Genomic DNA, 25,977 nt, shown 5'->3' with positions numbered 1-25,977 from the left:
CTTTTTGACTAAAACTAATTTCGAACAACTTAGTGATTTAAACGTTGAATTTTTTGAGAGGGCAAAATTGTCACTATTAGACCCATTAGGTATTTATTTAGCAAACGATGTTAAGTGGATAAAACTTAATGAAAAATGGAACTTTTTGAAATTCCCAGTAGTCATTGGAGGAAAAGGTGAACCTATACTTCTCTTGCATGGCTTTGATAGTAGTTTTTTGGAGTTTAGGAGAATATATCAGGCATTAAAGAGAGATTTTCAAGTTATAATCCCTGATCTGTTGGGTTTTGGTTTTAGTCCTAGGTGCGCAACAAATGAATACAATCCTCAGAAGATAATTTCATATTTAATTGATATCCTAGAAACCCTAGAAATTACAAATAATCTAAAAATTATTGGTGCTTCTATGGGAGGATCAACAGCTTTAAAACTTGCTTTTGAAATTCCAAATTCTATAGATAAAATAATTCTATTATCTCCCGCCGGATTGTTCGGTGAACCTAAGAATATTCCTTTCCCTCTTAACCAAATTGGGGCCTCATTTCTAGGGTTGCAACAAGTCAGAAAAAGTCTTTGCAGACAAGCATTTGCTTATCCAGATAAATATGTTGGTGAAATGGAAGAGCAAATTGCTTCAATTCATTTAGGTTGTAAAGGATGGAGGAATTCACTGGCATCATTTGCAAAAAGTGGAGGGTTCGCTGGAACACATAAATATATTCAAAATATTCCAATCAAAACACTTTGCGGAGAAAATGATCGAATTATTGGTAAAAAAGAAATTAAAAATATAAAAGAAATTGAAAAATTAAATTTTATAGGTTTGCAAAATTGTGGTCATCTTCCTCATGTAGACCTTCCATCATTGTCTAGTAAGATTATTCATGATTATTTTTGTAATAAATTCTAAATTAACTAAAATATTTAAGAATTACAAAAATGTAATATAAAACAGATGGAGTAAAAATATAGCTGTCAATTCGGTCAAGAATACCTCCATGACCAGGTAAAAAAGTTCCTGAATCTTTTATTTTTGCATCTCTCTTCATCATTGATTCAATTAAATCTCCAACTAAGGCCATAAGAGAAATTAAAATTCCATATAAAATTCCAACTAAAAATGGATTTTCCCAATTAAGTAAAAATGCGAAGAATATTGCTAGCAAAGTTGAGCAGGATATTCCTCCAATTAAACCTTCTATAGTTTTACTCGGAGATATTGGAGAAAGGGATCTTTTGCCTAATGACTTCCCAATAAAGTAAGAACCAATATCACTCGCTACGATTAAAAAACAAGAAGTTAAAGTTAAATTCAGCCCTGAAGTATTTGACAAGTTTTCAAACGAGATAAAGCCTTGATTTGAACTTATTACCACTGACTCTAATCCCCTTAACTTTATCCAGTAACTAGGCAGAAAACCTAAATAAAATAATCCAAAAATTGAGGCTGCAATATCAGAAATTGTTCCAGATTTTGGTTGCAAAAGTAACCATGTGCATATTCCAACTGAACAGACAGGCAAGACTGCATTTGATATCTCTCCTTCAAGCAAACCTATGGTCTCGAGATAAGTAGAAATTATAATAACTAAGCATGAAAATAATGTAGTTTTTGTTGCTGGTTTTATCCCTTTAAATTCGGCCATCCTAAAAAATTCTAATAATGCTAAATAAGTAAGTAATGCAATTGCCAATGTAAAAAACCATCCTCCTAACAAAACAACAATTAAGCCAAAAATCCCTATAAGTAATCCGCTTTTCAGTCTCATATCAAATTTTTAAGTTTATAAAACTCTTATATTAAAATTTACCAGATCTTTGTTATATGTACTTTGATTTTTTATCCAATTAAACCTATCCATATCTATTCTTTCTCCAGGAACTAATATAGGAATCCCAGGAGGATACGGACAAATAATATCTCCAGAAATTTCATTTAATGATTGGGAGAAAGGAATACTACGAGTCTTGCTTCTCCAAACAATTCCAATTTCAATTTCTGGTGCTTGAACTAATTTAAATGGGGATTTGAGCACTTTTAATGTTTTTAAATTTTTAGAATTGTAAATTAATTTATTCCATAACTTTTCGAATAAATTAACAAAATCTTTTTGATTTGCAAATCCTAAGCAAAAAGTGAGGGTCATCATTTCTGGTAATTCAGCAATAAGACCATTCCTATAAAAGAATTGATCAGCTGTAAAACCATCAATTCCAACCTTAGAGGTATTTAATATTATTTTTAAAGGATCTTGGGTTTCAATTAGAGGAACATTCTTTTGGATTAATTTTTTGTAGATACTTTTTGCATCTAAAATTCTTTTTTGATATTTTGATAAACTTTTTTTATTAAGCCAGTCTTTAAGAGATTCTTCACAAGAAGAAAGTAACAATGAACTTGGACTAGTAGTTTGGAGCAAATTAATACTTTTGATTAAATTGTGCTCATTTACTAGATCCCCCTTGTACCAAAGTGCTGCCGTTTGAGTTAATCCATTTAGCGACTTATGCAATGAGTGAACGACTAAATCAGCATTAGATAATAATGCTGATTTTGGTAAATCTAAGTTTTCACAAAAAAGGAAATACGAACCATGGGCTTCATCAACCAAAACAGGTAAATTTTTTTTATGACAAAGATCTATTAAAGGATCTAGTTCTCCTGCATAACCATGATAAGAGGGACTTACAAGAATCACTCCTACAATTTTTGTCTTGTTAAAATTTATTTTTTTTAATACATTTTCGAACCAGTTTTTTGTTATTGGTTTGTAATGCCCAGTTTCGGATGAAAATTCTAAGTCAAAGAATAATGGAATTATGTTTTGCATCACACAGGTTTTTATAACACTTATATGTACATTCCTAGGCATTAGGATAGTTTCTCCAGGATTTGCCATTGCAATTACCGCTGATTGTATTAACCCAGAGGCTCCATTAACTCCAAAAAAACATCCTTTGGCCATAAATTTTTCAGAAAATTCTCTTTGCGATTCGGCGATTAGTCCGCTTTTGGATAATGGTGAACCTATCTCTGGCAGTTCAGGTAAGTCCCAATGACCAGGCTTATTATTTAATAATTTAACTAATCTCTTGGGTAAGGCTTCCCCTCTGTTATGAGCCGGAAAGAAAAGTGACTTTAAAAACTTTTTAGTTAGAAAAGATGAAATGCTCATAAAGTATTATTGACACATATAGAATGAAATGGATGGAATTCTTCTTTGATATTTTTTAACTTTAATGACGAGAACTTATTCGAAATATTCAGCAAAAGGAGACTTGATTTGGTTGATTTTGAGACCATGGATTTTTATACCAAGAGTTTTATACATACTTTTAACTTTTATTTTTCTTTTTTTAAGAATACTTTTTCAAGGTAACAGTAAAAATAAAAATGTACAGAAAAATCTTTCAAAATATCTTTTCGATGTAATTACAGATTTAGGACCTTGTTTCATAAAATTAGGTCAGGCACTTTCAACTAGACCAGATCTTGTTAGCCAAGATTGGCTTACAGAACTAACAAACTTGCAGGATAATCTACCACCTTTTGAACACAAAATTGCTTTAAAAATAATTGAAGAGGAACTTGGAGCACCCGCTAATGAATTATTTGATGAATTCCCTGATAGTCCTATTGCCTCGGCAAGCTTAGGTCAAGTCTATAAAGCAAAAACAAAAAATAATAATTATCTGGCTGTAAAAGTACAGAGGCCAAACTTGTACTTTCTAATAAGAAGAGATGTTGTAATCTTAAGGTTTTTAGCAACTTTTTTGTCACCATTTTTGCCATTAAATATTGGGGTTGGAATTGGAGAAATAATAGACGAATTTGGTAAGGCACTTTTCGATGAAATTGACTATGAAAAAGAGGGGGAAAATGCTTTAAAGTTCGCAGATTTATTTAAAGAAAACCCCAACGTTTTTATCCCTAACTTTGAAAGACAGTTTTCATCTAAAAGGATTATTACAACCTCCTGGATTGATGGCGTGAAGTTAAGAGATCGGGCTTTATTAGAGCAAAATAACTTAATACCTGCCTCTTATATAAAAACTTGTGTAATCAGTGGACTACAGCAATTATTTGAATATGGATATTTTCATGCAGACCCCCATCCTGGAAATATGTTTGCGCTTAAAGGGGGAAATGCAGATTGTGGGAATCTAGCTTATGTTGATTTCGGAATGATGGATACAATTACAAATACAGATAGACTTACTCTCATCAAGGCAATTGTTCACATAATAAATGAAGAATATTATCTTCTTGCAAAAGATTTTCAGAAATTAGGTTTTTTAACTAATGATCAAGATCTTCAAAAACTTGTTCATCCTTTAAAAGAAGTTCTAGGTGACTCTCTAGGTGCTGAGGTTGGGAATTTTAATCTTAAAAATGTAACTGATAAATTCTCAAAACTTATGTATTCTTATCCATTTAGAGTGCCCAGTAGGTTTGCCTTGATAATAAGAGCAGTTGTTAGTCAAGAAGGTTTGGCACTAAGACTAGATCCTGAATTTAAAATTCTAAAAATCGCATATCCTTACATAGCTAAAAAACTTCTTACCGATAATTCTGATGAGATTTTAGAAATTCTTTTAGAAGTTGTTTTTGATAAAGAAGGTCGAATTCAAATAGAAAAGGTCGAAAGTTTATTAAACATTCTTTTTGGAGATGCTGAGAATATTAATTCAGATCTCATACCAGTAGCTAATGCTGGATTGAAATTATTTGTTAGTAAAAAAGGATCAGAAGTTCGAAAAAATCTTCTTCTAAGCCTTATTAAAGACGATAAATTAGAATTTAGTGATGCAAAAAAACTTATAGGTTTAATTAGAGATACCTTTAGCCCTTTAAATATTGCTAAAAGTGCGGTTCAAAATTTTATTTCTCCAATTTAGTTTTTATATTTATACTAGGAAATTAACTAATGATTTTTGATATATTAATGGATTAAGATTAAATGAAGTAGTTTTTTTCTAAGAATTGAGTATTAAAAGAATTAATTTTTCTAATAATCGATTTGATTACCTTAAGGAAGGTGATTATAAATTAATACAAAATAATAAAAATCTTAATATGAAATGAATTTTTTGAATAATCTATTTTTATTTAATAAAAAAACTGAAAATAATAAAGGCATCAAGCATGGGTTGGAAGATCAGTATAGAGAAATTGCAAAGTTAGTAAATGAAGCAAGAATCAAAAAAAAACTAACAATACAAGAATTGTCATATATTTCGAGAATTCCTGAGCAAACAATAAGTGCTATTGAAAATAATGATAAAAATAATAGACCAGAGTATCCCTTTATAAGATCTATATTAATTAAGTTAGAGGAATGTTTAGTTTTAGAAAAAAATGCCTTAGTAAAATTGGCAAGTAGAGAAAGTGAACCTTTTAAGAAAGAAAAAAAAGATTTTCTTGTTAGAAGATTCGATCTTATAAATACTTGGCAGGGAAGTCTTTTGTATTTTTTTATATTAGTTTTAACTATATTTATATTAAAGAGATACTTTATTCCAACTGTGAATGTAATAGAGATTCAAAATATTGAAAATAAAATCATTGATAAATAATCTTCAATAAATACCTATTTTCTAGTTCGCCCGAAATTATTCCCTAGCTCACCATAAATTCTAATATTGTCTTCTATATCATCTAAAGGAATATTTAACTTCCATTTCCAGTTGTTTTTTGTAGTGCCAGGTCTATTTAATCTGCTTGAGTCATCTAGAGATAATATATCTTGGATTGGAGCAATAAAGAGATTAGCATTTGAGTCCATCCCCATTTCTATTAAACTCCACGAAGGATTTTCTGAAAATTTATACTCATCTTTTATTTTTGTTTTGGATTCATCGTCTAAACATTCCCACCATGAAAGTGAAGTAGAGTTATCATGTGTACCTGTATAAACAACCCAATTTTTGCCTTCAATATTCTTAGGTAAGTATGGGTTATCGTCGTTGCCGTCAAAAGCGAATTGTAATATTTTCATTCCAGGCAGTTCAAAAACTTTTCTTAATTTTTCCACATCTGGTGTTATTACTCCCAGATCCTCGGCAATTATTGGTAGATAGTCAGCCCCTAAATCTTTTTTTAATTTATTTAATATTGTTCGCCCTGGAGAATTTATCCATTTGCCGCAAATTGCCGTTTTAGAATTACCACTGACTCTCCAGTAACCTGCTAAACCCCTGAAGTGGTCTAATCTTAACAAGTCAACAAGTTCAAATTGCCTTTTAAATCTTTTTCTCCACCAATCAAAATTAGACCTCTTATGTTTTGACCAAAAGTAAGTTGGGGTCCCCCATAGTTGTCCTGTTGATGAGAAATAATCAGGAGGAACACCACTTTGAAATATTAAAGTTCCATTTTTGAAAATTGAAAATAGTGATTTATTACTCCATACGTCGGCGCTGTCCCTGGAAACATAAAAGGGCAAATCTCCTATTAACTTAACATTACTTGATCTTGCAAAGTCTTTAATAGCACGCCATTGCTCATCTAAATGCCACTGTATTAATTTTTTAATAAGTACTTCTTCACTTCTTTCCTTAATCCATGATTCTAAAAACTTTTTATTTCTTGTTTTAAATTCTTTAGGCCATTGCCACCAAGGTAACATATTAAATTTCTCCTTAATAACAGTAAATGTTGCATAATCTTCAACCCAAGAATTCTTGCTAATCCATTTATGAAAATCAATTTTTCTCTCTTCAGATTGGGAACTCCAACCTTGCAAAAGGAGTTTACCTAATTTTTTTGTTAAATCATCCGCAACATCAAAATCAAAATGGTTCTTATTTTGATTAGTGGCTCCAAATTCTTCTTTATTAGAAATGAAGATAAAACCTTTATCGATTAAATCATTTATATCAAGAAACCATGGGTTAAGTGCAAAACTAGAAGGCGAACTATAAGGAGACCCTTTAGAGTCAGTAGGGGTAAGAGGTAAAAATTGCCAGTATTCAATACCATGCTTATGAAGCTTTTTTATCCACTCTTTAGCTCCTCTACCAAAAGTTCCACATACAGTTCCTCCTGGTATACAGGAAGGGTGCATAAGTACGCCTAAAGATTTTTTTGTAAGAGGTGTTTGTATAGGCATTTTTTTAAATTATATTTTGATTCTTTGCAATATAATTGTTATTAATTCTCTAATTTTAAAGATATACAAATTATTTTTAAATGACAAATATTCTTCAAAGTATTTTTCGGATAAATTAAAAATAAAGTAAATTTTAATTTATTTTATTTTGTATTTTGCTTAAAAGTTTTGACTTTTGAAAAGATCTGGTCATTATCTTTTGCGAAATTCACATAAACGATTACGATGATAATATAATTTATATTGCTAATATCGTGACCAGTTTCATCACGGCAGTGCAGAATAAAGAACCGAATTTTAATCTAACTAATAGTAGATTAAGGCTAGTAAGTGGAACAACAAATCCTAAATTAGCCCAGGAAATTGCATCATACTTAGGGATTGAAAATGTACCTTTAATATCTAAAAGATTTGCTGATGGAGAACTCTATGTTCAGATTCAGCAATCCATTAGAGGTTGTGATGTATTCCTAATACAACCTACATGCGCTCCAGTAAACGATAGTTTAATGGAACTTATGATTATGGTTGATGCTTGCAAGAGGGCATCTGCCAGACAAATAACTGCTGTAATCCCTTATTTTGGATATGCAAGAGCAGATAGAAAGACTTCTGGGAGAGAATCTATAACTGCAAAACTCACGGCTAATTTATTAGAGAAATCAGGAGTCGATAGAGTACTTGCTATGGATTTGCATTCAGCTCAAATCCAAGGTTATTTTGATATACCATGCGATCATATTTATGGTTCACCTGTATTAATTGATTATTTAGAAACTTTAAATTTAAAGGAAGTTGTAGTTGTCTCTCCTGATGTAGGGGGAGTTGCAAGAGCAAGAGCATTCGCAAAATTAATGAAAGATGCTCCGTTGGCTATCATTGATAAAAGGAGAGCAGCTCACAATATCGCTGAAAGTTTAACAGTTATTGGCGAAGTCAGAGGTAAAACGGCTATTCTCATAGACGATATGATAGATACGGGTGGCACAATTTGTTCTGGAGCCAATTTATTAAAGAAAGAAGGTGCCAATAGAATATTCGCATGTGCTTCACATGCTGTTTTTTCTCCGCCTTCTTATGAAAGATTAAGCACTAAGGATTTATTCGAACAAGTTATTGTGACTAACAGTATACCAGTTCTTGTTAAAGATAATTTCCCACAATTAAAAGTCCTTTCTGTCGCAAATATGCTAGGTGAAGCTATTTGGAGAATCCACGAAGAAAGTTCCGTTAGTTCAATGTTTAGATAATCAAGAAGATTATTTTTTGCTTTCCTTTACCAATTGTTTTAACCTTTTTTCATAATCACTTTTTACGTTATTTGGAATACTTTCAGGACAAATATTAAGCGCACTTCCAACAATCTGAAATAAGCCTGCGTTATATAACTTTTTTTCGTCAAGCTTTTCATTTCCTAATTCTTTTATAGCTCCACCATGCTTTCCAATTATTACATTTGTAAAAGTAGCACTGGCAATTCCAAGACCTTTTTTGAAATCTACTTCAGCTTTTGAAGCTATACAAAGATAAGATGCCCCCATTTGCCTATATAGGAAAAGATCTTTTTCAGAGGCAGGAATTGTCTTGTTTTCTGCTTTGACTTGTTTATTTATTGCATTAATCTCAAAAAGTGTAATGGGTATAATAAGGCTAACTCCTAACAATTTAAGAAATTTTTTTGAAAAAAAATTAATAACCATTAACTACTAATATTTCCTTAAAGATAACATTTTTATATTTAACATTAGTTTATAAAAAAGACTTACTTAATAATTTTTATTTCGTGATGATTTTCAACTATTTTTAGCTTATTTTGGTTCCATGAATATATAACCCTAAATCTATAATTATCCGAATCTACTAGCCTTGTATGTTCAAGAATAAACCAATCTTCATAAGAAGATTCAAAAATCATTTCGTGTTCATCTACTTGCTTAATGTTTGATATGCCTCCAGCACTACTTAAATAAAAATTTTCCCTTACAAGTTGGTGACCTTTTAAAAATGCCTTCATTTCTCCTTTTTCTTTATATTGAGGATTTTCTTTAAAGAAATCATATTTCTTATCTGGATACCAGGTAAATTTATATTGCGACTCCCATTCGGATTTATTCTCAAGAGCTTCTATTTTTATATTCATGCGTAAAGTATAAGTTTTTTGTACTTCATCAAGAAAATATGTTCTATTTGATTTCCATAAACCAATATTTCTAGAAAACCATCTTTTTAAATTGCTATTTAAACTAATTTCTGGAGAATTATTTTCACCAAAATTTATATTTTTCTTTTGATTAATAACAACCATTTATAAATAAGTCCTATCTATTTCATAGCTTATTTGTAGAATAAAAATAAATATCTTAAGGTGTTTATAAGGATTAACAGCTTTTCAACACTTCAGGGCAAGCAATTTGAATGATAAAAAAGAACTAAAATTAATACTTGTAGCATCTAGAAATCAAATTTCTAGTGGTGATATTAAGTCCCTTATAGCTTATTTAGAATCAGATGATTGTGGATTTGAGATATCTCTTCAGATTTCTGACCCCACGGAACAGCCTGAATTACTTGAATTACATAGATTAGTCGCCATTCCCGCTCTTATAAAGGTTTCCCCATCTCCAAAGCAAATATTTGCTGGAAGTAATATTTTCTCTCAATTGCAGAAATGGTTGCCAAGGTGGAATCAGGAAGGGTTAACAAAAAATCTAGGGATTAATTTGCAGCCATCCAAAATTGATTCAATAAGAACTCAAAAAGAATTTCTTTTAGAAGACGAACTTCTTGTTTTAAGACAAGAAAATGAGACATTAACAAAAAGAATAGAATCTCAGGAAAGATTATTAAGAATGGTCGCGCATGAATTAAGAACTCCCTTAACAGCAGCTACTTTGGCTGTTCAAAGCCAAAAACTTGGACAAATAGATATTTCAAAATTGCAAGAGGTTATCAAAAGACGTCTAGAAGAGATTGAACTCTTGTCTCAAGATCTGTTAGAGGTTGGAACAACCAAATGGGAAGCGTTATTTAATCCTCAGAAAATTGACTTAGGTAATATTAGTGCTGAAGTAATACTCGAATTAGAAAAATTCTGGAGATTAAGGAATATTCAGATTGATACTGATATCCCATCTGATCTGCCAAGTGTATTTGCAGATCAAAGAAGAATGAGGCAAGTATTTCTAAATTTAATTGAAAATGCTATTAAATTTTCTGCAGACTCTGGAGCGATAAAAATTACAATGATTCACAAGACAAATCAATGGGTAGAAATAACAATTTGTGACAAAGGAGTAGGTATTCCTATGAGTGAACAAAAAAGAATTTTTCTTGATAGAGTTCGGCTACCACAGACTTCTGAAGGAACTTCAGGATTTGGGATAGGATTGTCCGTATGTAGGAGAATAGTAGAAGTCCATGGAGGAAGAATATGGGTCGTATCTGAAATTGGTGTAGGTTCCTGTTTCCATTTTACAGTTCCTGTGTGGCAAGGACAAAACAAAGAGCAACAATACTTGACGAAAGGCTAGCCTTACTCTTAATTTTTAATAAGCTGTTATGCTAATTTCCTGGCCCCATCGTCTAGAGGCCTAGGACACCTCCCTTTCACGGAGGCGACAGGGGTTCGAATCCCCTTGGGGCTATTATTTAAAAGTTTTAAACTATTTTATAGATGATTTCGCTTGCCTATCTACGGCAAGCAGATTTTCTGAAAGATCTTTTTTTAGTCTTTTCTCTATCATACCTATTGGCATCCACTGACAACCTTGTACAGTAAGATCATAGATTAATGAATTTTTTGAAGTGTTTTTAATGTTTTGAATTTTCCAGCTACCTTCAAATTTTCTGAAATCTCCTTTAATTAAATTAAATTTTAAAAGGCCAAGATCCTTATCTTCAAATAGATCTATAGTTACTTCTGCAGAAAATTTCATGCCAAGGAAATCTTGAGCGCCAACTTGTTTAAGGTGAACATTATTGTTCTTTTGATATATTTTTTTGCTTGACAATAGATTTGGGATGTAGAGATTCAGTCGATCATAATCTGTTAAAACATTCCACAAAGATTCCAAACTTGCTGAAGTAGTTAGTTGAGCTGCAAGTCTTCTTGTCCCTCCAGAAAGCTTTTCCATTGTTTGCTCAATTGTCTTGTAATCATTCTTTTTAGAGTGATCTACTGATTCTTGAGGATTAATCATTAATCAATTTTTTAATCAGATAAAAAATTATTTCTGTGTAACTATACAAATAAAAACAACAAATAATGAAAAATAAAAATAATTTTAATTTTTTATTCCGATCTCAAAACGTAACCATTTTTGTAAAATCACAACAATTTAAACTACAAATTGATAATCTTTTATATAAAGAAAACTAAAAAATGTATTCACAATCAACAGTTATTGCAGGTGGCTTAGCTCATATACCAGTATTAATAGGAGTTTTTACTTTTATTCAGAAATCTTTCAGTAAAAGACGCTCAAATTTACCTCAAGATCTAAAACTAAAAAAGTCTCAGGTAAAGCCTGTTGAACAAAAATCAGCTCCTAAGCCTGATCCTATTGCAAAGCCAGCAACTAGCACACTAGTTAAGAAGAAACATGCTGATGTACCAGTAAATATCTATAGACCAAAGACACCTTATGAAGGTACGGTAATTGAAAACTACAGTCTTCTTAAAGAAGGAGCTATTGGGAGAGTAAATCACATAACTTTCGATCTCAAAGATAGTGATCCATTTTTAAATTATGTTGAAGGCCAAAGTATTGGTATAATGCCCGCGGGAGAAGATGCTAATGGAAAGCCTCATAAATTAAGACTTTATTCTATAGCTAGCACAAGGCATGGAGATGATTTTAAAGGAAATACAGTTTCCCTTTGTGTTAGACAGCTCCAGTATGAAAAGGATGGCGAAACTATTAATGGTGTTTGTTCCACTTACTTATGCGATATTAAGCCTGGAGATAAAGTAAAAATAACTGGTCCTGTAGGTAAGGAAATGCTTCTACCAGATGAAGAGGATGCAAACATCATTATGTTGGCTACTGGGACTGGAATAGCGCCTATGAGAGCTTATTTAAGAAGGATGTTCGAAGCATCTGAAAAAGAAAAAAATAAATGGAACTTTAAGGGTAAAGCTTGGTTATTTATGGGCGCCCCAAAATCAGCAAATTTGTTATACGAGGAGGATCTACAAAGATATCTTACTGATTATCCAGATAATTTTAAATATACAAAAGCTATTAGTCGTGAGCAGCAAAATTCAAAAGGGGGAAGAATGTATATTCAAGACAGGGTTTTAGAATCAGCAAACGAGCTTTTCAATATGATTGAAAATGAGAAGACACATATATATCTATGTGGGTTAAAGGGTATGGAACCTGGAATAGATGAAGCTATGACTAAGGCGGCAGAAGAAAAAGGATTGAACTGGGCAGAATTAAGACCTCAACTAAAAAAAGCAGGAAGATGGCACGTAGAAACTTACTAAATATTTGATATTTAGATTTAAGTTTAACCTTTGAGATACTTTTTGGTTTAGACACAATATGTAGCTAATCTTAGAAAAAAAGAGGATTTTAAGATAAGAATACTAATGATATGCCTTCAACTTTAAGTAATCCTCTTAGATTAGGCTTACGACAGGAAAGAGTCATAGCTCCTCAATGCCTGGTAATCTTTGGTGCTAGTGGAGACCTTACTCATAGAAAATTAATACCAGCCCTATTTGAACTTTATTTGCAAAGAAGAATTCCTAGTGAATTTGGAATAGTTGGTTGTGCGAGAAGACCTTGGACTGATAATGAGTTTAAAGAAAAGATGAAAGTTAAGCTTGCCAATAAAATATCTGGTAAAGAGAAGGAATGGCAACAATTTTCTAATTACCTTTTCTATGAACCAGTTGATTTGCAACAAAGTGATCACGTTCTAAGGCTTTCTAAAAGATTAAATGAAATTGATAAAACACAAGCTACTCATGGAAATAGAACATTTTATTTATCAGTATCACCTAACTTTTATGCAAGTGGATGTAAAGCACTTAAAGCAGCTTCCCTTTTAGATGATCCTAAGAAAAGTCGTTTGGTGATTGAAAAACCTTTTGGAAGAGATTATTCAAGTGCCAAAAAATTAAACAAAATTGTTCAAAGTTGTGCGCAAGAAAGTCAGATTTATAGAATTGATCATTATTTAGGTAAAGAGACAGTTCAAAACATTCTTGTTTTGAGGTTTGCCAACACTATTTTTGAACCAATCTGGAATAGAAATTATATATCAAGTGTTCAAATCACTTCATCTGAAACTGTAGGTGTTGAAGATAGAGCAGGTTATTACGAAAGTTCTGGTGCTTTAAGAGATATGCTTCAAAATCATATGACTCAAATGCTTGCTGTAACTGCTATGGAGCCTCCTGGAAAATTTGAACCAGAAGCAATAAGAAATGAAAAAGCTAAAGTTCTTCAAGCTTCAAAACTTGCTGATGAAAATAAACCCTGGAATTGTTGCATAAGAGGTCAATATGGAGAGGGAGGAAACACTTCAAATCGACTCGTAGGATATAGGCAGGAAGATGGTGTGTATTGTAATAGCACTACAGAAACGTATATTGCGGCAAAAGTTTTCGTTGATAACTGGCGTTGGCAAGGGGTACCTTTTTATTTGAGGACTGGGAAAAGACTGCCTAAAAGACTTGGAGAAATAGTTTTGACTTTTAAAGATGTTCCTGTTCATTTATTTGAATCAACAATAATAAATCCTGCTCCAAATCAACTTGTTCTAAGAATTCAGCCAAATGAAGGAGCTACTTTTAAATTTGAAGTAAAGTCGCCAGGTTCTGGAATGAAATCTAGACCCGTTGAGATGGAATTTTCTTATGATGAATCATTCGGAGAGCCCTCAGATGAAGGCTATGTAAGATTATTAGCTGATGCAATGCTATCTGATCCAACTTTATTTACAAGAAGTGATGAAGTAGAGGCTGCGTGGAAACTTTATACCCCATTAATAGAATTGATGGACAATTCTCCTTGGAAGTTACCTATTCATAATTATGAATCTATGACGTGGGGACCTCCTGAGTCTGATCAATTACTTTCAAAAGATAATATATTCTGGCGCAGACCTTAAAAATGAAACCTCAATTAACACTTCAAACCCCATTAGAGCTTCCTCATCAGGAAATTTCTAATTATCTTAATAAGTTATGGATTGCAGAAGATAAAGATAATACTGGAGCTAATACTTTTACATTAATGGTATGGCAGCCTGCCTGGTTAGAACAATGTTTAGTTCAAAAAGGTTTAGTAAATTCGCCAATTACGGGGAATTTAAGTCCTGAGATAATTGAAGTAGCCAAAAAATTCATACTCGATGCAGGACTTCCTATAACTACTTCACTTTATAGTGAAGAATTATTGGATTTGTTGAAGGAAAATTTATCTAATATAGACTTTGAAGACTTTAGAGGGCAATTTTTTGAGTCATCAATAAGTACATTAAATCCAAGGAGATTGGTAACTTTAGCTCCAACGTTAAATGAAAATTCAGATATCAAAACTTTTGTATCCGCTTACTGCCCATTAAGTGATAGTTCGGCTTTGAAACCTATATGTGGTGATTTAGTTGTCATTAGGGGAGGGGCTGCCTCAATAACCCATAAAGGATTGAAAATAATTGATGAACTATCTATTGATGAATTACCATCTTGGCTTTGGTGGAATGGAAGCTTGGATGAATCGCCCGATATTTTCGAATACTTTACTAAACATGGCCTAAGGTTAGTAATTGACACTGCTCTTGGATCTCCTAATAGATGTTTAAAAGTTTTAGATCAATTAACGAAATCAAATAAAGCTATTAATGATTTAAATTGGGTTAGGTTGAAAAATTGGAGGGAATCATTGGCGATGATTTTTGATCCGCCTTCGAGGAGACCGATTTTAGATCATATTACGGATATTGATATTGATATCGTTGGAGATCATATAATTCAGGCTTTGTTTTTGATTTCATGGATTAGCGATAAACTTGGTTGGTCTTTTTTAAGAGTTGAGAGGGATAAAGAATCAACAAAAATAAAATTTGAAAGAATTAATGGCGAAAAAATTTCTACATCAATTAATCCTTTACCTTTGGGTAATCCAAGTATTCATTTAGGACAAGTTATTGGATTGAGGATTATTTCAAAAATTAGTGATGTACCAAAAAATAACACTTGTGTAATTCTTGGATGTGAGTCAGTGGAATGTATGAGACTTGAAGCAGGGGGAATGGCTAATATGCAATTAATAGAACAAGTTGTTCCAAATTCTTTTTCTTCATCAGAGTATGATGTTAGTAAATTATTGGGAAGTAGTAGAGGTAATACTAGTCCTCTTTTTGAAAATGCTATTAAAATAGCCCTTCAAATATTTAATGGTTTTAATAACTTATAAATGCCTTGTGTAATATCTTCTCCTTCAACTGATAGTGGGAAAACTACTGTATCTCTTTTGATATCTTGTTGGGCTTTTTCAAAAGGGATAAAGTTACAAACTTTCAAGGTTGGCCCAGATTATCTTGATCAACAACAACTTAGTTCAATTGGCCAACCTATTTGTAGGAATTTAGATATTTTTTTATGTGGTAAAGAATGGGTTCAAGAAAGTTATTTTAAACATTCTTCAAAATATGAATTCTCATTAATTGAAGGAGCAATGGGCCTATTTGATGGATTAGGATCGACAACATTTTCAAGTACAGCAAATGTTGCTAAACTTCTAAATGCCCCAGTAATTTTTGTTGTAAATGCTAGGGGTCAAGTAGCTTCTCTTTTGGCTACTGTTCGAGGTTTCAGAGATTTTGATAGTAAGTTGTCGATACCAGCAATTATATTTAACAACGTTAATTCAGATAGACATAAAAATTTAATCGAAGAAGTTTTTAAAAATGAAAATATCGTAATTCTAGGTTTTTTACCATGTGATTCAAAAATAACTTTAAACAAAGCTAATTTAGGTTTGATATCTCCATTGGAGAATAGCAAAGAAATTGATGTTGAATATTTTGCAAGTTTCGCCGAAAGAAATCTTGATGTATTTTCTCTAAGTAAATTTCTGATATCTCCTCAACAGAAAATATCTAGTTCTTTTGGTTTTGAGGCTTTTAAAATAGACAAAAGTAAACCTATTGCAATTGCAGAAGATAAAATCTTTCATTTTCAATACCCTGAAACTAAGGAGTTTTTGAGTGATATAGGAATACCTTTGATTTCATGGAGTATTTTTGATGATGAAGAAATACCTAATGAGGCTTCTTCTTTAATTATTCCTGGAGGGTTTCCTGAAAAATATGCTGATCATATAAGTAACTCTAGAAAAAGTTTAAATTCGTTAAGGAACTTCCGCAAAAATGGATTCATATATGCAGAGTGCGGAGGGATGATGATTTTAGGAGACTTTATAAAAGATGAAAATGGTAATAATCATAAAATGAGTGGTATCCTTCCTTTTAGCTCAAAAAAAAGTAGACTTTCAGTAGGTTATAGATACATTGAGGGTTTAAAAGATACTCCGATCATTAAAAAAAATCAATTAATTAGAGGACATGAATTTCATTATTGGGAAATAGAAAATAATTTATCTGAATTTGATTTAAGAAACACTGAGGATCAGAATAAACTCTGTTATCCATGGAAAGTTAAATCTTGGGAAACTGAATACATAAATGAAGGTGTTTTTGATAATAAATTACATGCAAGTTGGATTCACTTACACTTTCCAAGTTCTCCAGAAGTTGCAAAAAACTTTATAGAGGCTACTCAAATTGTTTATTCAAACGATTCTTAATTTATTATCAAATCAAATATCTTAAGAGGAGAACCTAAAAAAAACATTCCAGGCAAAGTAATTAATGGTCCTAAAACACTCCCCACAATAACCTCAGTTTTTGTATGGCCCAGGGTCTCTTTTAAAAGTACTTCAGATTGAGGTTCTAGTTTCTTTGATATTTTATTGATTTCTGCAGCTTGTATGCCAGCTGATTTTCGAACACCACTAGCGTCATACATAACTATAAGTGAAACAGCAACTGCTAATGCGAATATTGAGCTATCAAATCCTAATTCATATCCTAAACCAGATGTAGCACCAGTTATTAAGGCAGAATGACTTGAAGGCATACCACCTGTTTCAAACATAATTCCAAATCTTATCTTTCCAGTTGAAAGGAAATTGAACACAATTTTAAGAAATTGAGCTAATAAACAGGATAATAAACTCCAGAAAAGAACTGAATTATTAAAAATGGTAAAAAACTCAGACATAAATAAAAACTATTTATCTGTCTCTATTTGTAATAAAGTCAGCTAGGGATATTAAATACTTTGCATCTGGACCCCAAGGCTCAATTGCTTTTTTTGCATTTTCTACTAAATCAAATGCTCTTTTCTTTGACTCCTCCATTCCAAGTAATTTAGGGTATGTGGTTTTGTCAGCTAAAAGATCTTTACCAGCAGTTTTACCAAGCTTTTCGCTGCTTGATGTTAAATCAAGAATATCATCTATAATTTGGAATGCTAATCCAATTCCCTCTGCATATGTTGTCAGAGCTTTTAATAGTTTTTCGTTAGCGCCTGCAATCATCGCACCTGTTCTTACGCAAGCTTTTAATAAAGCCCCAGTCTTGTGAAGATGAATATACTCTAGGGTTTCAAGGTCAACTTCTTTGCCTTCGCATTCTAAATCAACAACTTGTCCCCCTACTAAACCCGGTGCACCTGCGACCAAGGAAAGTTCGCCGATTACATTTAATAATCTAGTTGGATCAACTCCAGGACTTCTTAAAGAGACCATTTCAAAGGCTCTAGTTAATAAGGCATCGCCTGCGAGAATAGCTATTGCATCTCCATACACTTTATGGTTTGTTGGCCTACCTCTCCGTAAATCATCATTGTCCATAGCGGGCAAATCATCATGAATCAAGGACATTGTATGAATCATTTCTATCGCTACCGCGGTAGGAACAGCTAAAGAGGGGTCTCCGCCGGCAAGTGAACAAGAGGCTAAACATAAAATTGGACGTATTCTTTTCCCTCCAGCCAAAAGAGAATATCTCATTGAATCTCTTAGTATTTTAGGATCTTCAGGGCCTAGGGAGAAATCAAGTGCTTCTTCTACAACTTTTTTTGCGTTTTTAAGATATTTTACAAAATCTGAGTTGTTATTAATAACGTTAGTCATTTTTTACCTTTAAAAATAATTTTTTCATCTTAGATTTATGGCAAAAGGTCATTTAGGGTTGAGGATAATCCAAATTGTTTTTTCCAGCTAAAAATAGTATTTACCAGTAACATTGTTACCGTCATTGGTCCTACACCTCCCGGAACAGGTGTATAAGCAAATACTTTAGGAATGACATCTTCTAATAATACATCGCCGCATAATCTGGTTTTATTTATATCAGAACTTTTTAATCTATGTATGCCAACATCAATAATCACTGCACCCTCTTTTATAAAACTAGAATCTACAAGATTAGGTTTCCCTGCAGCGGCAATTAGTATGTCAGCTTCCTTACAGATTTTTTTTAAATTTAATGTTTTTGAATGAGTCATCGTTACCGTCCCATTAAGGTTTAATAACATAAGAGCAAGGGGTTTGCCAACTAGTAAACTTCTTCCAATAACAACAATTTTCTTCCCTTCAATTTTAATATTTTGGGATCTTAATAAATTAATAATTCCTGCTGGTGTACATGATCTCATCGCAGGCTCATTTTTAACTAATTTTCCGATGTTTATCTCATTCAAACCATCTACATCTTTATCTGGGTTTATAAAACTTATCAGTCGTTGCTCGTTGAATTTATTTGGGATGGGGAGTTGTAGCAACATTCCATCAATATCCTTGTCAAAGTTTAGTTTGTTTATTAATTGTTCAACTTCTTTCTGCTCTACATTGTCTTTTAGGTGAAAGATAAAACTCTTTATTCCAACCCTTGAACATGCTTTTTCCTTGTTATTGATGTAAACACCACTGGCTGGGTCTTCTCCTATTCTTATTACAGCTAAACCAGGATCTCGATTGGCAATTTTTTTATTACTAGAAATATAGTTATTTAATCTTTCCTCAATTTTAAGGGATAATTTTTTACCATCTAATTTTAATGACATTTAGAAAAACATCTCCTTTTTACACCTAGCATGCCTATAATTTTAAATTAATCAAATAGATTTAATTATATTCTGTGCAAAACATTACAACTACCTTAAAAAAATTGTTTTATCTGTGGCGGAGGAGTCAAGTTCCAATAAAACAACAAACTAGAATATCAAAAATTGATAATCTCATTATTTTTTTAATATGCATTTTAATTTCAATAGTTTCTTCATATAAATTACTTCTTATTTCACCTTTAAATATCTCAGATATTTTTTCTTGGCTTTTGACTTTTACTGAAGCACTAATTATTTCCGGGATCCTGATCTTAGTTTCAAAGAAAGAGAATCCTACAATTTCTTCAAGACAGATTATCTTGCTAATAACTCTTCTTTTAGCTGTTCAGGCTTCGAAATCAGCCTTGGCTTCAACTTTAAGTCCATTATCTATCATAATCCCACCGGCGTTGATAATATCTCAAGGAATGGGAAGCATAACGGCTTTAGCTTGGGTCTCAATAGCTAGTCTTAGTTGGCCTGACCCAGCTGTTGCTATCAATAATAATTTATTTTTTGTTTTATTAGTTTGCGCCTCAGTAGTATCTCTGCTTGGAGGAAGAATAAGAAGTAGAGCTCAGTTACTTCAACTATCAATTTTTGTCCCCATTGGATCGTTCTTGAGTCAATTGATATTGATAGGTAATGATAAAATGTCTCTTATTGATAAACAAGAATTTGTTTTTGCTAGCGGCAATATATTTTCTGATTCCTTTTTATTGGCAATAGTAATGCTTTTTACTATTTTATTTATGCCTATTTTTGAATCGATATTTGGACTATTAACTAAAGCAAGATTACTCGAATTGGCTGATAAAGAGAAACCTCTCATTAGAAGATTATCTCTTGAAGCTCCTGGTACTTTTGAACATACCTTACTTATATGTGGTTTAGCAGAGGAAGCAACAAGAATGATTGGTGGTGATATTGACCTAATTAAAACTGGTGCACTTTATCATGATGTTGGTAAATTACATGCCCCTAATTGGTTTATTGAAAATCAGGATGGGTCAAAAAATCCACATGACGAAATAGATGATCCTATTAGAAGTGCAGAGGTATTACAGGCGCATGTTGATGAAGGTTTAAAGTATGCAAGAAAAAATAGACTACCTAAACCAATAGCAAATTTTATCCCTGAACATCAAGGCACTCTAAAAATGGGATATTTTTTTCACAAGGCTAAAGAAAAAAATATGATGATTAATGAAAATGATTTTAGATACAATGGACCTGTCCCCCAGTCAAAAGAAACAGCTATTTTAATGCTTGCTGATGGATGTGAAGCAGCACTAAGAGCTATGAATATTAATGCCTCTGATAAAGAAGCTTTGAAAATAATATCTAAAATTATCTACTCACGTCAAAAAGATGGTCAATTAGATAATAGTAATTTATCTAAGGGAGAAATTTTTTTAATAAAAATGGCATTCTTGAATGTATGGAAGAGAATTAGACATAGAAGAATTCAGTATCCAACTAGCAAAAATAATACTTTTTCTTGATTTTCACTTTATAGCCTAATGGTTCTTCGATGTTTTGGATTACACCAATATAGAAGAGCTAACGTGCTTAATAATGTTGTTAAAAGAGTCAACCCACCAATTCCAAAAATGTCTTGAAGAGTTATGAGCCTTACCACTGAATAAGGACCCATTCCAGAAATCACCATTGATAAAGATACTAGAGTTAAGGTTACACCCCACTTTCTCTCTGCTAAAAGAGCTGCCGAAGAAACTATTCCAACGATTGCGGCAGGCCAACCAAGACTTATTGCAAGAGTTATATTTGCAACTTTTAGTGGAGGTCCAAAACTTATTATTAATGCGATAATTGGAAGTGCAATTATATTGCTGATTAAGCCAACCCATGAAAGTACCCAATATCCTATTAACCTTTCTCTCATTATTTATTGCTTTAACTATTACATAAATCTACATTATTAAGAGACTTTTTTTGAATGCTGCTTAATAATCCTGAGAAATAATTTAATTTGCAGGTTTAGAGAGAAATGTTTTCTCAGGATTTTCTAAATTATCAAATTGTGGGTGAATTGAATTTTTTTTATCAGAAAACACCAGCCTATTTAAAGCATTAACGTAAGCATTCGCGGCAGCAACAACCACATCCGTGTCAGCGGAATGACCTGAATATATCTTATTGTCCCTTCTTATTCTTATTGTTACTTCGCCTAAAGCATCAATACCTTCTGTTACCGACTTTACAGAAAATTCAATTAATTCATTAGGAACTTTAGCTAATTTATTTAAAGCCTCGCACACAGCATCAACAGGTCCAGTACCTATTGAGACAGAAGTATCTTCTGTATTATCTTCGGTGTTTATAAGAGTAATGGTTGCTGTTGGTTTAGACGTGTTGCCGCAACTTACTTGTACAAGACTTAATTGAAATTTAGCTTCTGGAAGCTGTACTTGTTCACTAACAATTGCTTCTAAGTCTCTATCAGTAATTTCTCTTTTCCGATCAGCTAAATCTTTAAAACGAGCAAAAGCATCATTTAAGTCTTCTCGGCTTAAGTCATATCCCATTTCTTCTAATCTTGCTCTTACTGCACTTCTTCCACTAAGTTTTCCTAAAGATATTTTGTTATCAGTCAAACCAACAGTTTTTGCATCAATAATTTCATAAGTTAGTCTATTTTTTAAGACCCCATCCTGATGAATGCCTGATTCATGTGCAAAAGCGTTAGCTCCCACAATTGCTTTATTAGGTTGTACAGTCATTCCAGTTAGGTTGGAAACAAGCCTAGAGGTTTTTGTTATCTCTTCTGTTCTTATAGCTGTGAGAGGAGTTGGTGAATCTGGACTTCTTTTGAAAAAACTATTAAAAAAACTTTTCCTAACATGCAAAGCCATTACTAATTCTTCTAGAGAGGCATTCCCTGCTCTTTCTCCAATTCCATTAATCGTACATTCTAGTTGTCTTGCTCCATTTTTTACTGCATCTAAAAAATTGGCGACTGCTAAACCTAAATCATTATGACCATGGACTGAGATTACTGCCTCATCAATATTTGGAACATTTTTATTTATATCTGAAATTAATTTTCCAAATTCACTAGGAGTTGTAAATCCAACAGTATCAGGAATGTTTATTGTTGTCGCTCCTGCAGAAATTGCTAATTGAATCACTTCATATAAGAAATCAGGATCACTCCTTGAGGCATCTTCACAAGAAAACTCAATGTCATCTACAAATGATTTTGCATAATTAACCATCTCTGGAACAATTTTAAGAACGTCTTTTCTGGACTTTCTAAGTTTATGTTTAAGGTGTATATCACTAGTTGCAATAAAAGTATGTATTCTTTTCTTTGGAGCTGGACTTACCGCCTCATAACATGCTTTTATATCACCTTTAGAGGCTCTTGCTAAACCGCATATTATAGGTCCATTTTCTTTTCCTACAGCATTTGCAATTTTATTAACAGCCTTAAAATCTCCTGGACTTGCAAAAGGGAATCCAGCTTCAATTACATCTACTCCTAATCTTGCTAATTGATGCGCGATAGCAAGCTTTTCTTCAAGATTTAAACTTGCACCAGGAGATTGCTCTCCATCTCGAAGAGTTGTATCAAAGATTAAAATTCTGCCTGGATCTTTAGACATCATTTGAAATGACTTAAACTTATATTAAGCTAATTAAAAAAAATTGACTAGATTTTTATTCAATAAAAACTCCTTATAGGATTATTCGTTAACAATATTGGTTAAAATTTTCTGGAAAAAAATAAATTACTTTATTTATTAAAGTATTGTTTTAAGATTAAAGCTCTCCTTTTATAAAAGGTTAATTTTGATTTTTTAAAAAATTCAGGCAAAAATTATAAAAAATATGAATGGGCAATACCCCAAAAAAAATTTTTTAGGGCAATTAGCGATAGTTTTACATGCTCATCTTCCTTATGTCAGGAAAAATGAAAAAAACTCTTTAGAAGAAGATTGGTTATTTCAAGCGATTTTGGAATGTTATATACCACTACTTCAAGCAATAGAATCCTCCGAAAAAGAAAACCCTTTAAATACAAAACTTACTATTAGTTTATCTCCAACATTATTATCACTTCTCGATAATAAACAAATTCAAGAAACTTTCCCATCCTGGATTAAAACAAGGAATCATTTTTTAAGCGAGTTACCACAAAAAGAAAAAAATGCCTCTGCATTTTTAATCAAAAATCTCAATGATAAATACTTATATTGGCAAGAATGTTCTGGAAATTTAATTGAAAAGTTTAGAGTCTTAAATAAATCTGGAAATTTAGATATTCTTACTTGTGCCGCTACTCACGGATATCTACCAATTCTAAGGGAGAATCCTGAAACTGTTAAAGGACAAATTAATACAGCCATTAGGAGCCATGAAAATATTTTTGGAACTAAGCCTTTAGGTATTTGGTTACCTGAATGTGCATATTATGAAAATTTAGATGAAATACTATTCAATTCTGGGATTAGATATGCAATTTTAGACGGCCATGGGATTCTAAATGCAACACCAAGGCCTAGATATGGTGTATACGCACCAATCTGCTCGAAAAAAGGAGTTGCATTCTTCGGAAGAGATAGTGAGTCAACCTTGCCTGTTTGGTCTGCTAAAGAGGGATTCCCAGGGGATAGAGTTTATAGGGAATTTCATAAAGATTTGGGGTGGGAATTACCTGCTTCCAAACTCCAACAAAATGGTATTCCAACTAAAAGACCTTTAGGTTTGAAATTTCATAAAATTACTGATGCAAATGTACCTTTAGGTGAAAAGGAGTTTTACTTAGAAAATGAAGCCATTAAGAAGGCTTCTGAACATGCTGATGCTTATCTTCTGGCAAGATCCAAACAATTAGAAAAATTAACTTTAACCTCTTCCTTTAAACCCTTATTAGTAGCTCCATTTGATGCTGAGTTATTTGGTCATTGGTGGTATGAAGGACCTTTATTTATTGAAACTCTTTTAAAGAACTCTAGTAATTATTTAATTAAACTTACAAATTTAAAAGAATTTTTAATGCAAAAGCCAAATCTTCAGATTTGCGATCCATCTCCATCAAGCTGGGGGCAAGGAGGCTACCACAATTACTGGATTAATGATTCAAATGCATGGATCGTTCCAGAAATAACAAAAGCAGGCTCAACTTTTGTTGATTTATGCTCTAATGAATTTACTAGTGACTTGTCTAAAAGACTTTTCAATCAAGCAGCAAGAGAATTACTTCTTTCTGAATCCTCTGATTGGAGTTTTATCTTACGAGCTGGAACCACAACTGAGCTTGCAAAAGAGAGGATAAAGAGACACTTATTTAGGTTCTGGAAATTAGTTGGAATGATTAAAAATCATTCCAATATTAATTTAAAATTTCTTGAAGAGATTGAGGAAGAAGATAAAGTTTTTAAAGATATTAATATTGATGATTGGAAAAAATAAAATACTAATTTAAATTAAGCATTCCAAGTTTTACTTTTAATGGTGAATTTATAAACATCTTACTCATCACATAAATTAGTTTTGGTAGAGGAAGTGTATTAGTTAGAAAACCCACCCATTCTTTGGTTGATAATCTAAAGAAATTTGAGAAAAAGCTTCTTAACCTACTTTCGTCAAAACTCATTAATCTTTGCAGACCATATTGATAAAGCTTATGCCTTTGTGTTAATTCGTAAGGCCATAGGACGTCCCAACCTTTTGTTGCTAGTTCTAGAGAACTTAGATCAGGCTCTTTTAGAAATATTGCTAACTTTTCTGCAAGTAGTGGCGCCCGCCTTAATAATGAGCCCACCATATATCCTGAGGCAGGATGTACCATACTAGCTGCTCCTCCAAACCCAAGTACAAATTGTTTTTTAAATGGGAGAGGTAAATTCATTGGAAAAAGGCAATTTTCTTCATGAAAAATTTCATTTACCTTAATACCCTTACTATTAAGTCTCTTCAAAAGTCTTTTTTTTAGATTTTCTTGCGACAATGCTGGATAACTAGCTAATGATGTTTCCTCAACAAAAAAAGTTTCATTTCCTAGATCCATTGCATAAAGAAAGGAAGGAGAGTATAACTGTTCTTCTTTGTTTAAATGATTTGGACGAAAATCCATTAAAACAAACTGTTCCTTATTAACAGGTGGGGATGAGAATTTGCCCACAATTCCATAGGCAGCTTGTTGAGCGATTTCACTTTGAACGGGTCTTTTTACAAAATTACTTTTATGTCCACTTGCATCAATAACTAATCTTGCCTTTATTTTTAGACCTGAGAAACAAATTACTTCAGATAGTTTATTTTTCTCTCTAATATCTTTTGCGGTTTCTTTCAACCAATCGATTCCCTTGCATTTATTTAAAAGCTCATTTTGAAAAGCTTCTCGATTTATTAAACCATAATCGTAATTATGTTTTGTTGGAATATTGCCCTTTTTATTCTTTCCATTTCCAAAAAAACTAACTGTTTTACACCATCTGTGAGACAACAAAGACTCTAATCCTAATTCCTCTAATTCAGAGGCCCATATACCATATGTATTCTTCCATTTTTCATATGGAGAAGTTTTTGATATACCCTTTATGTATAGATCTTGCTTGGCTAATTCAGAAGCTAAACATAATGCTGCAGGACCGGAACCTAAAATTAAAATATCAAGTACTTCCATATTGTTTAAGTAATCATTTG

General features: G+C 32.2%; 23 protein-coding genes and 1 tRNA gene. 12 read left to right on the top strand and 12 right to left on the bottom strand.

The genetic code is table 11. From position 1 onward, the window contains the following. Window positions 1–4 precede the first annotated feature (4 nt). The gene (locus SOI86_RS02830) at window positions 5–910 is read left to right on the top strand and encodes an alpha/beta hydrolase (RefSeq protein ID WP_320682094.1); all 906 of its coding nucleotides are present in this window, start codon (window positions 5–7) and stop codon (window positions 908–910) included. Between the two features lies 1 nt (window position 911). On the opposite strand, the gene SOI86_RS02825 is transcribed toward SOI86_RS02830, so the two are convergent. Both SOI86_RS02825 and SOI86_RS02820 read right to left on the bottom strand, forming a co-directional pair. Further along, on the bottom strand, window positions 912–1,769 hold the full coding sequence (locus SOI86_RS02825; RefSeq protein WP_320682093.1) for a phosphatidate cytidylyltransferase: 858 nt from the start codon (window positions 1,767–1,769) through the stop codon (window positions 912–914). 15 nt (window positions 1,770–1,784) lie between these two features. Then, window positions 1,785–3,176, bottom strand: a complete 1,392-nt coding sequence (locus SOI86_RS02820) for an aminotransferase class I/II-fold pyridoxal phosphate-dependent enzyme (protein WP_320682092.1) — start codon at window positions 3,174–3,176, stop codon at window positions 1,785–1,787. Between the two features lie 64 nt (window positions 3,177–3,240). On the opposite strand from SOI86_RS02820, the gene SOI86_RS02815 reads away from it, so the two are divergent. Continuing rightward, the gene (locus SOI86_RS02815) at window positions 3,241–4,899 is read left to right on the top strand and encodes an AarF/ABC1/UbiB kinase family protein (protein ID WP_320682091.1); all 1,659 of its coding nucleotides are present in this window, start codon (window positions 3,241–3,243) and stop codon (window positions 4,897–4,899) included. 183 nt (window positions 4,900–5,082) lie between these two features. Next, window positions 5,083–5,577 carry a helix-turn-helix domain-containing protein gene (locus SOI86_RS02810; protein WP_320682090.1) on the top strand — a complete coding sequence of 165 codons (495 nt, stop codon included), beginning with the start codon at window positions 5,083–5,085 and terminating at the stop codon, window positions 5,575–5,577. Between the two features lie 14 nt (window positions 5,578–5,591). Here the strand turns inward: SOI86_RS02810 and malQ are convergent, their stop codons facing one another. Continuing rightward, window positions 5,592–7,112 (bottom strand): 4-alpha-glucanotransferase, encoded by a 1,521-nt coding sequence (malQ, locus tag SOI86_RS02805; RefSeq protein ID WP_320682089.1) that lies wholly within the window; start codon window positions 7,110–7,112, stop codon window positions 5,592–5,594. A 254-nt stretch (window positions 7,113–7,366) separates the two neighbouring features. Between malQ and SOI86_RS02800 the strand changes: the two genes are divergently transcribed. Then, window positions 7,367–8,362 carry a ribose-phosphate pyrophosphokinase gene (locus tag SOI86_RS02800; RefSeq protein WP_320682088.1) on the top strand — a complete coding sequence of 332 codons (996 nt, stop codon included), beginning with the start codon at window positions 7,367–7,369 and terminating at the stop codon, window positions 8,360–8,362. A gap of 9 nt (window positions 8,363–8,371) precedes the next feature. Here SOI86_RS02800 and SOI86_RS02795 read toward each other — a convergent pair whose 3' ends face one another. Together SOI86_RS02795 and SOI86_RS02790 are read right to left on the bottom strand one after the other, a co-directional pair. Further along, a complete protein-coding gene (locus tag SOI86_RS02795) occupies window positions 8,372–8,812 on the bottom strand; it encodes a Villin headpiece domain-containing protein (RefSeq protein WP_320682087.1) in 441 nt (146 codons plus the stop codon). Window positions 8,813–8,874: 62 nt separating this feature from the next. After that, entirely contained in the window at window positions 8,875–9,417 is a 543-nt protein-coding gene (locus SOI86_RS02790; protein ID WP_320682086.1) for a hypothetical protein, read from the bottom strand. A 106-nt stretch (window positions 9,418–9,523) separates the two neighbouring features. On the opposite strand from SOI86_RS02790, the gene SOI86_RS02785 reads away from it, so the two are divergent. Next, window positions 9,524–10,642: a histidine kinase gene (locus SOI86_RS02785; protein WP_320682085.1), complete on the top strand. Its 1,119-nt coding sequence runs from the start codon at window positions 9,524–9,526 to the stop codon at window positions 10,640–10,642. 41 nt (window positions 10,643–10,683) lie between these two features. Continuing rightward, window positions 10,684–10,756 (top strand) — tRNA-Glu (locus SOI86_RS02780). An 18-nt stretch (window positions 10,757–10,774) separates the two neighbouring features. Here SOI86_RS02780 and SOI86_RS02775 read toward each other — a convergent pair. Then, window positions 10,775–11,311 (bottom strand): SRPBCC family protein, encoded by a 537-nt coding sequence (locus SOI86_RS02775; protein WP_320682084.1) that lies wholly within the window; start codon window positions 11,309–11,311, stop codon window positions 10,775–10,777. 182 nt (window positions 11,312–11,493) lie between these two features. On the opposite strand from SOI86_RS02775, the gene SOI86_RS02770 reads away from it, so the two are divergent. The 4 genes from SOI86_RS02770 (at window position 11,494) to SOI86_RS02755 (ending at window position 16,936) form a co-directional block, all read left to right on the top strand. Next, window positions 11,494–12,603: an FAD-binding oxidoreductase gene (locus tag SOI86_RS02770; RefSeq protein WP_320682083.1), complete on the top strand. Its 1,110-nt coding sequence runs from the start codon at window positions 11,494–11,496 to the stop codon at window positions 12,601–12,603. A 110-nt stretch (window positions 12,604–12,713) separates the two neighbouring features. After that, entirely contained in the window at window positions 12,714–14,237 is a 1,524-nt protein-coding gene (gene zwf / locus SOI86_RS02765) for a glucose-6-phosphate dehydrogenase (protein ID WP_320682082.1), read from the top strand. A gap of 2 nt (window positions 14,238–14,239) precedes the next feature. Further along, window positions 14,240–15,544: a glucose-6-phosphate dehydrogenase assembly protein OpcA gene (locus tag SOI86_RS02760; protein WP_320682081.1), complete on the top strand. Its 1,305-nt coding sequence runs from the start codon at window positions 14,240–14,242 to the stop codon at window positions 15,542–15,544. After that, window positions 15,545–16,936 carry a cobyrinate a,c-diamide synthase gene (locus SOI86_RS02755; RefSeq protein WP_320682080.1) on the top strand — a complete coding sequence of 464 codons (1,392 nt, stop codon included), beginning with the start codon at window positions 15,545–15,547 and terminating at the stop codon, window positions 16,934–16,936. On the opposite strand, the gene SOI86_RS02750 is transcribed toward SOI86_RS02755, so the two are convergent. Genes SOI86_RS02750 through folD form a run of 3 tightly spaced genes read right to left on the bottom strand, consistent with a single transcriptional unit; the run spans window position 16,933 to window position 19,260 of the window. Next, window positions 16,933–17,412 (bottom strand): divergent PAP2 family protein, encoded by a 480-nt coding sequence (locus tag SOI86_RS02750; RefSeq protein WP_320682079.1) that lies wholly within the window; start codon window positions 17,410–17,412, stop codon window positions 16,933–16,935. The genes SOI86_RS02755 and SOI86_RS02750 overlap by 4 nt on opposite strands. Before the next feature lie 13 nt (window positions 17,413–17,425). Beyond that, on the bottom strand, window positions 17,426–18,328 hold the full coding sequence (locus SOI86_RS02745; RefSeq protein ID WP_320682078.1) for a farnesyl diphosphate synthase: 903 nt from the start codon (window positions 18,326–18,328) through the stop codon (window positions 17,426–17,428). A 35-nt stretch (window positions 18,329–18,363) separates the two neighbouring features. Then, on the bottom strand, window positions 18,364–19,260 hold the full coding sequence (folD, locus tag SOI86_RS02740) for a bifunctional methylenetetrahydrofolate dehydrogenase/methenyltetrahydrofolate cyclohydrolase FolD (protein ID WP_320682077.1): 897 nt from the start codon (window positions 19,258–19,260) through the stop codon (window positions 18,364–18,366). A 74-nt stretch (window positions 19,261–19,334) separates the two neighbouring features. Here folD and SOI86_RS02735 point away from each other — a divergent pair, with 74 nt between their 5' ends. After that, complete coding sequence (locus SOI86_RS02735) at window positions 19,335–20,807, top strand: HDIG domain-containing metalloprotein (RefSeq protein ID WP_320682076.1); 1,473 nt, start codon at window positions 19,335–19,337, stop codon at window positions 20,805–20,807. 8 nt (window positions 20,808–20,815) lie between these two features. On the opposite strand, the gene SOI86_RS02730 is transcribed toward SOI86_RS02735, so the two are convergent. After that, window positions 20,816–21,208: a hypothetical protein gene (locus tag SOI86_RS02730; protein WP_320682075.1), complete on the bottom strand. Its 393-nt coding sequence runs from the start codon at window positions 21,206–21,208 to the stop codon at window positions 20,816–20,818. A gap of 82 nt (window positions 21,209–21,290) precedes the next feature. After that, on the bottom strand, window positions 21,291–22,931 hold the full coding sequence (locus tag SOI86_RS02725; RefSeq protein ID WP_320682074.1) for a 2-isopropylmalate synthase: 1,641 nt from the start codon (window positions 22,929–22,931) through the stop codon (window positions 21,291–21,293). A 226-nt stretch (window positions 22,932–23,157) separates the two neighbouring features. On the opposite strand from SOI86_RS02725, the gene SOI86_RS02720 reads away from it, so the two are divergent. Further along, window positions 23,158–24,741 carry a glycoside hydrolase family 57 protein gene (locus SOI86_RS02720; RefSeq protein WP_320682073.1) on the top strand — a complete coding sequence of 528 codons (1,584 nt, stop codon included), beginning with the start codon at window positions 23,158–23,160 and terminating at the stop codon, window positions 24,739–24,741. 4 nt (window positions 24,742–24,745) lie between these two features. Here SOI86_RS02720 and crtL read toward each other — a convergent pair whose 3' ends face one another. Beyond that, window positions 24,746–25,957, bottom strand: coding sequence for a lycopene beta cyclase (crtL, locus tag SOI86_RS02715; protein ID WP_320682072.1), 1,212 nt, complete (start codon window positions 25,955–25,957; stop codon window positions 24,746–24,748). Between the last annotated feature and the right edge of the window lie 20 nt (window positions 25,958–25,977).

The sequence above is a fragment of the Prochlorococcus sp. MIT 1314 genome, assembly GCF_034093315.1.
In the GTDB taxonomy this organism is placed as follows: domain Bacteria; phylum Cyanobacteriota; class Cyanobacteriia; order PCC-6307; family Cyanobiaceae; genus Prochlorococcus_A; species Prochlorococcus_A marinus_Y.
Note: the sequence above shows the minus strand (reverse complement) of the source record. Positions and strands in the feature narration are given on the sequence as shown.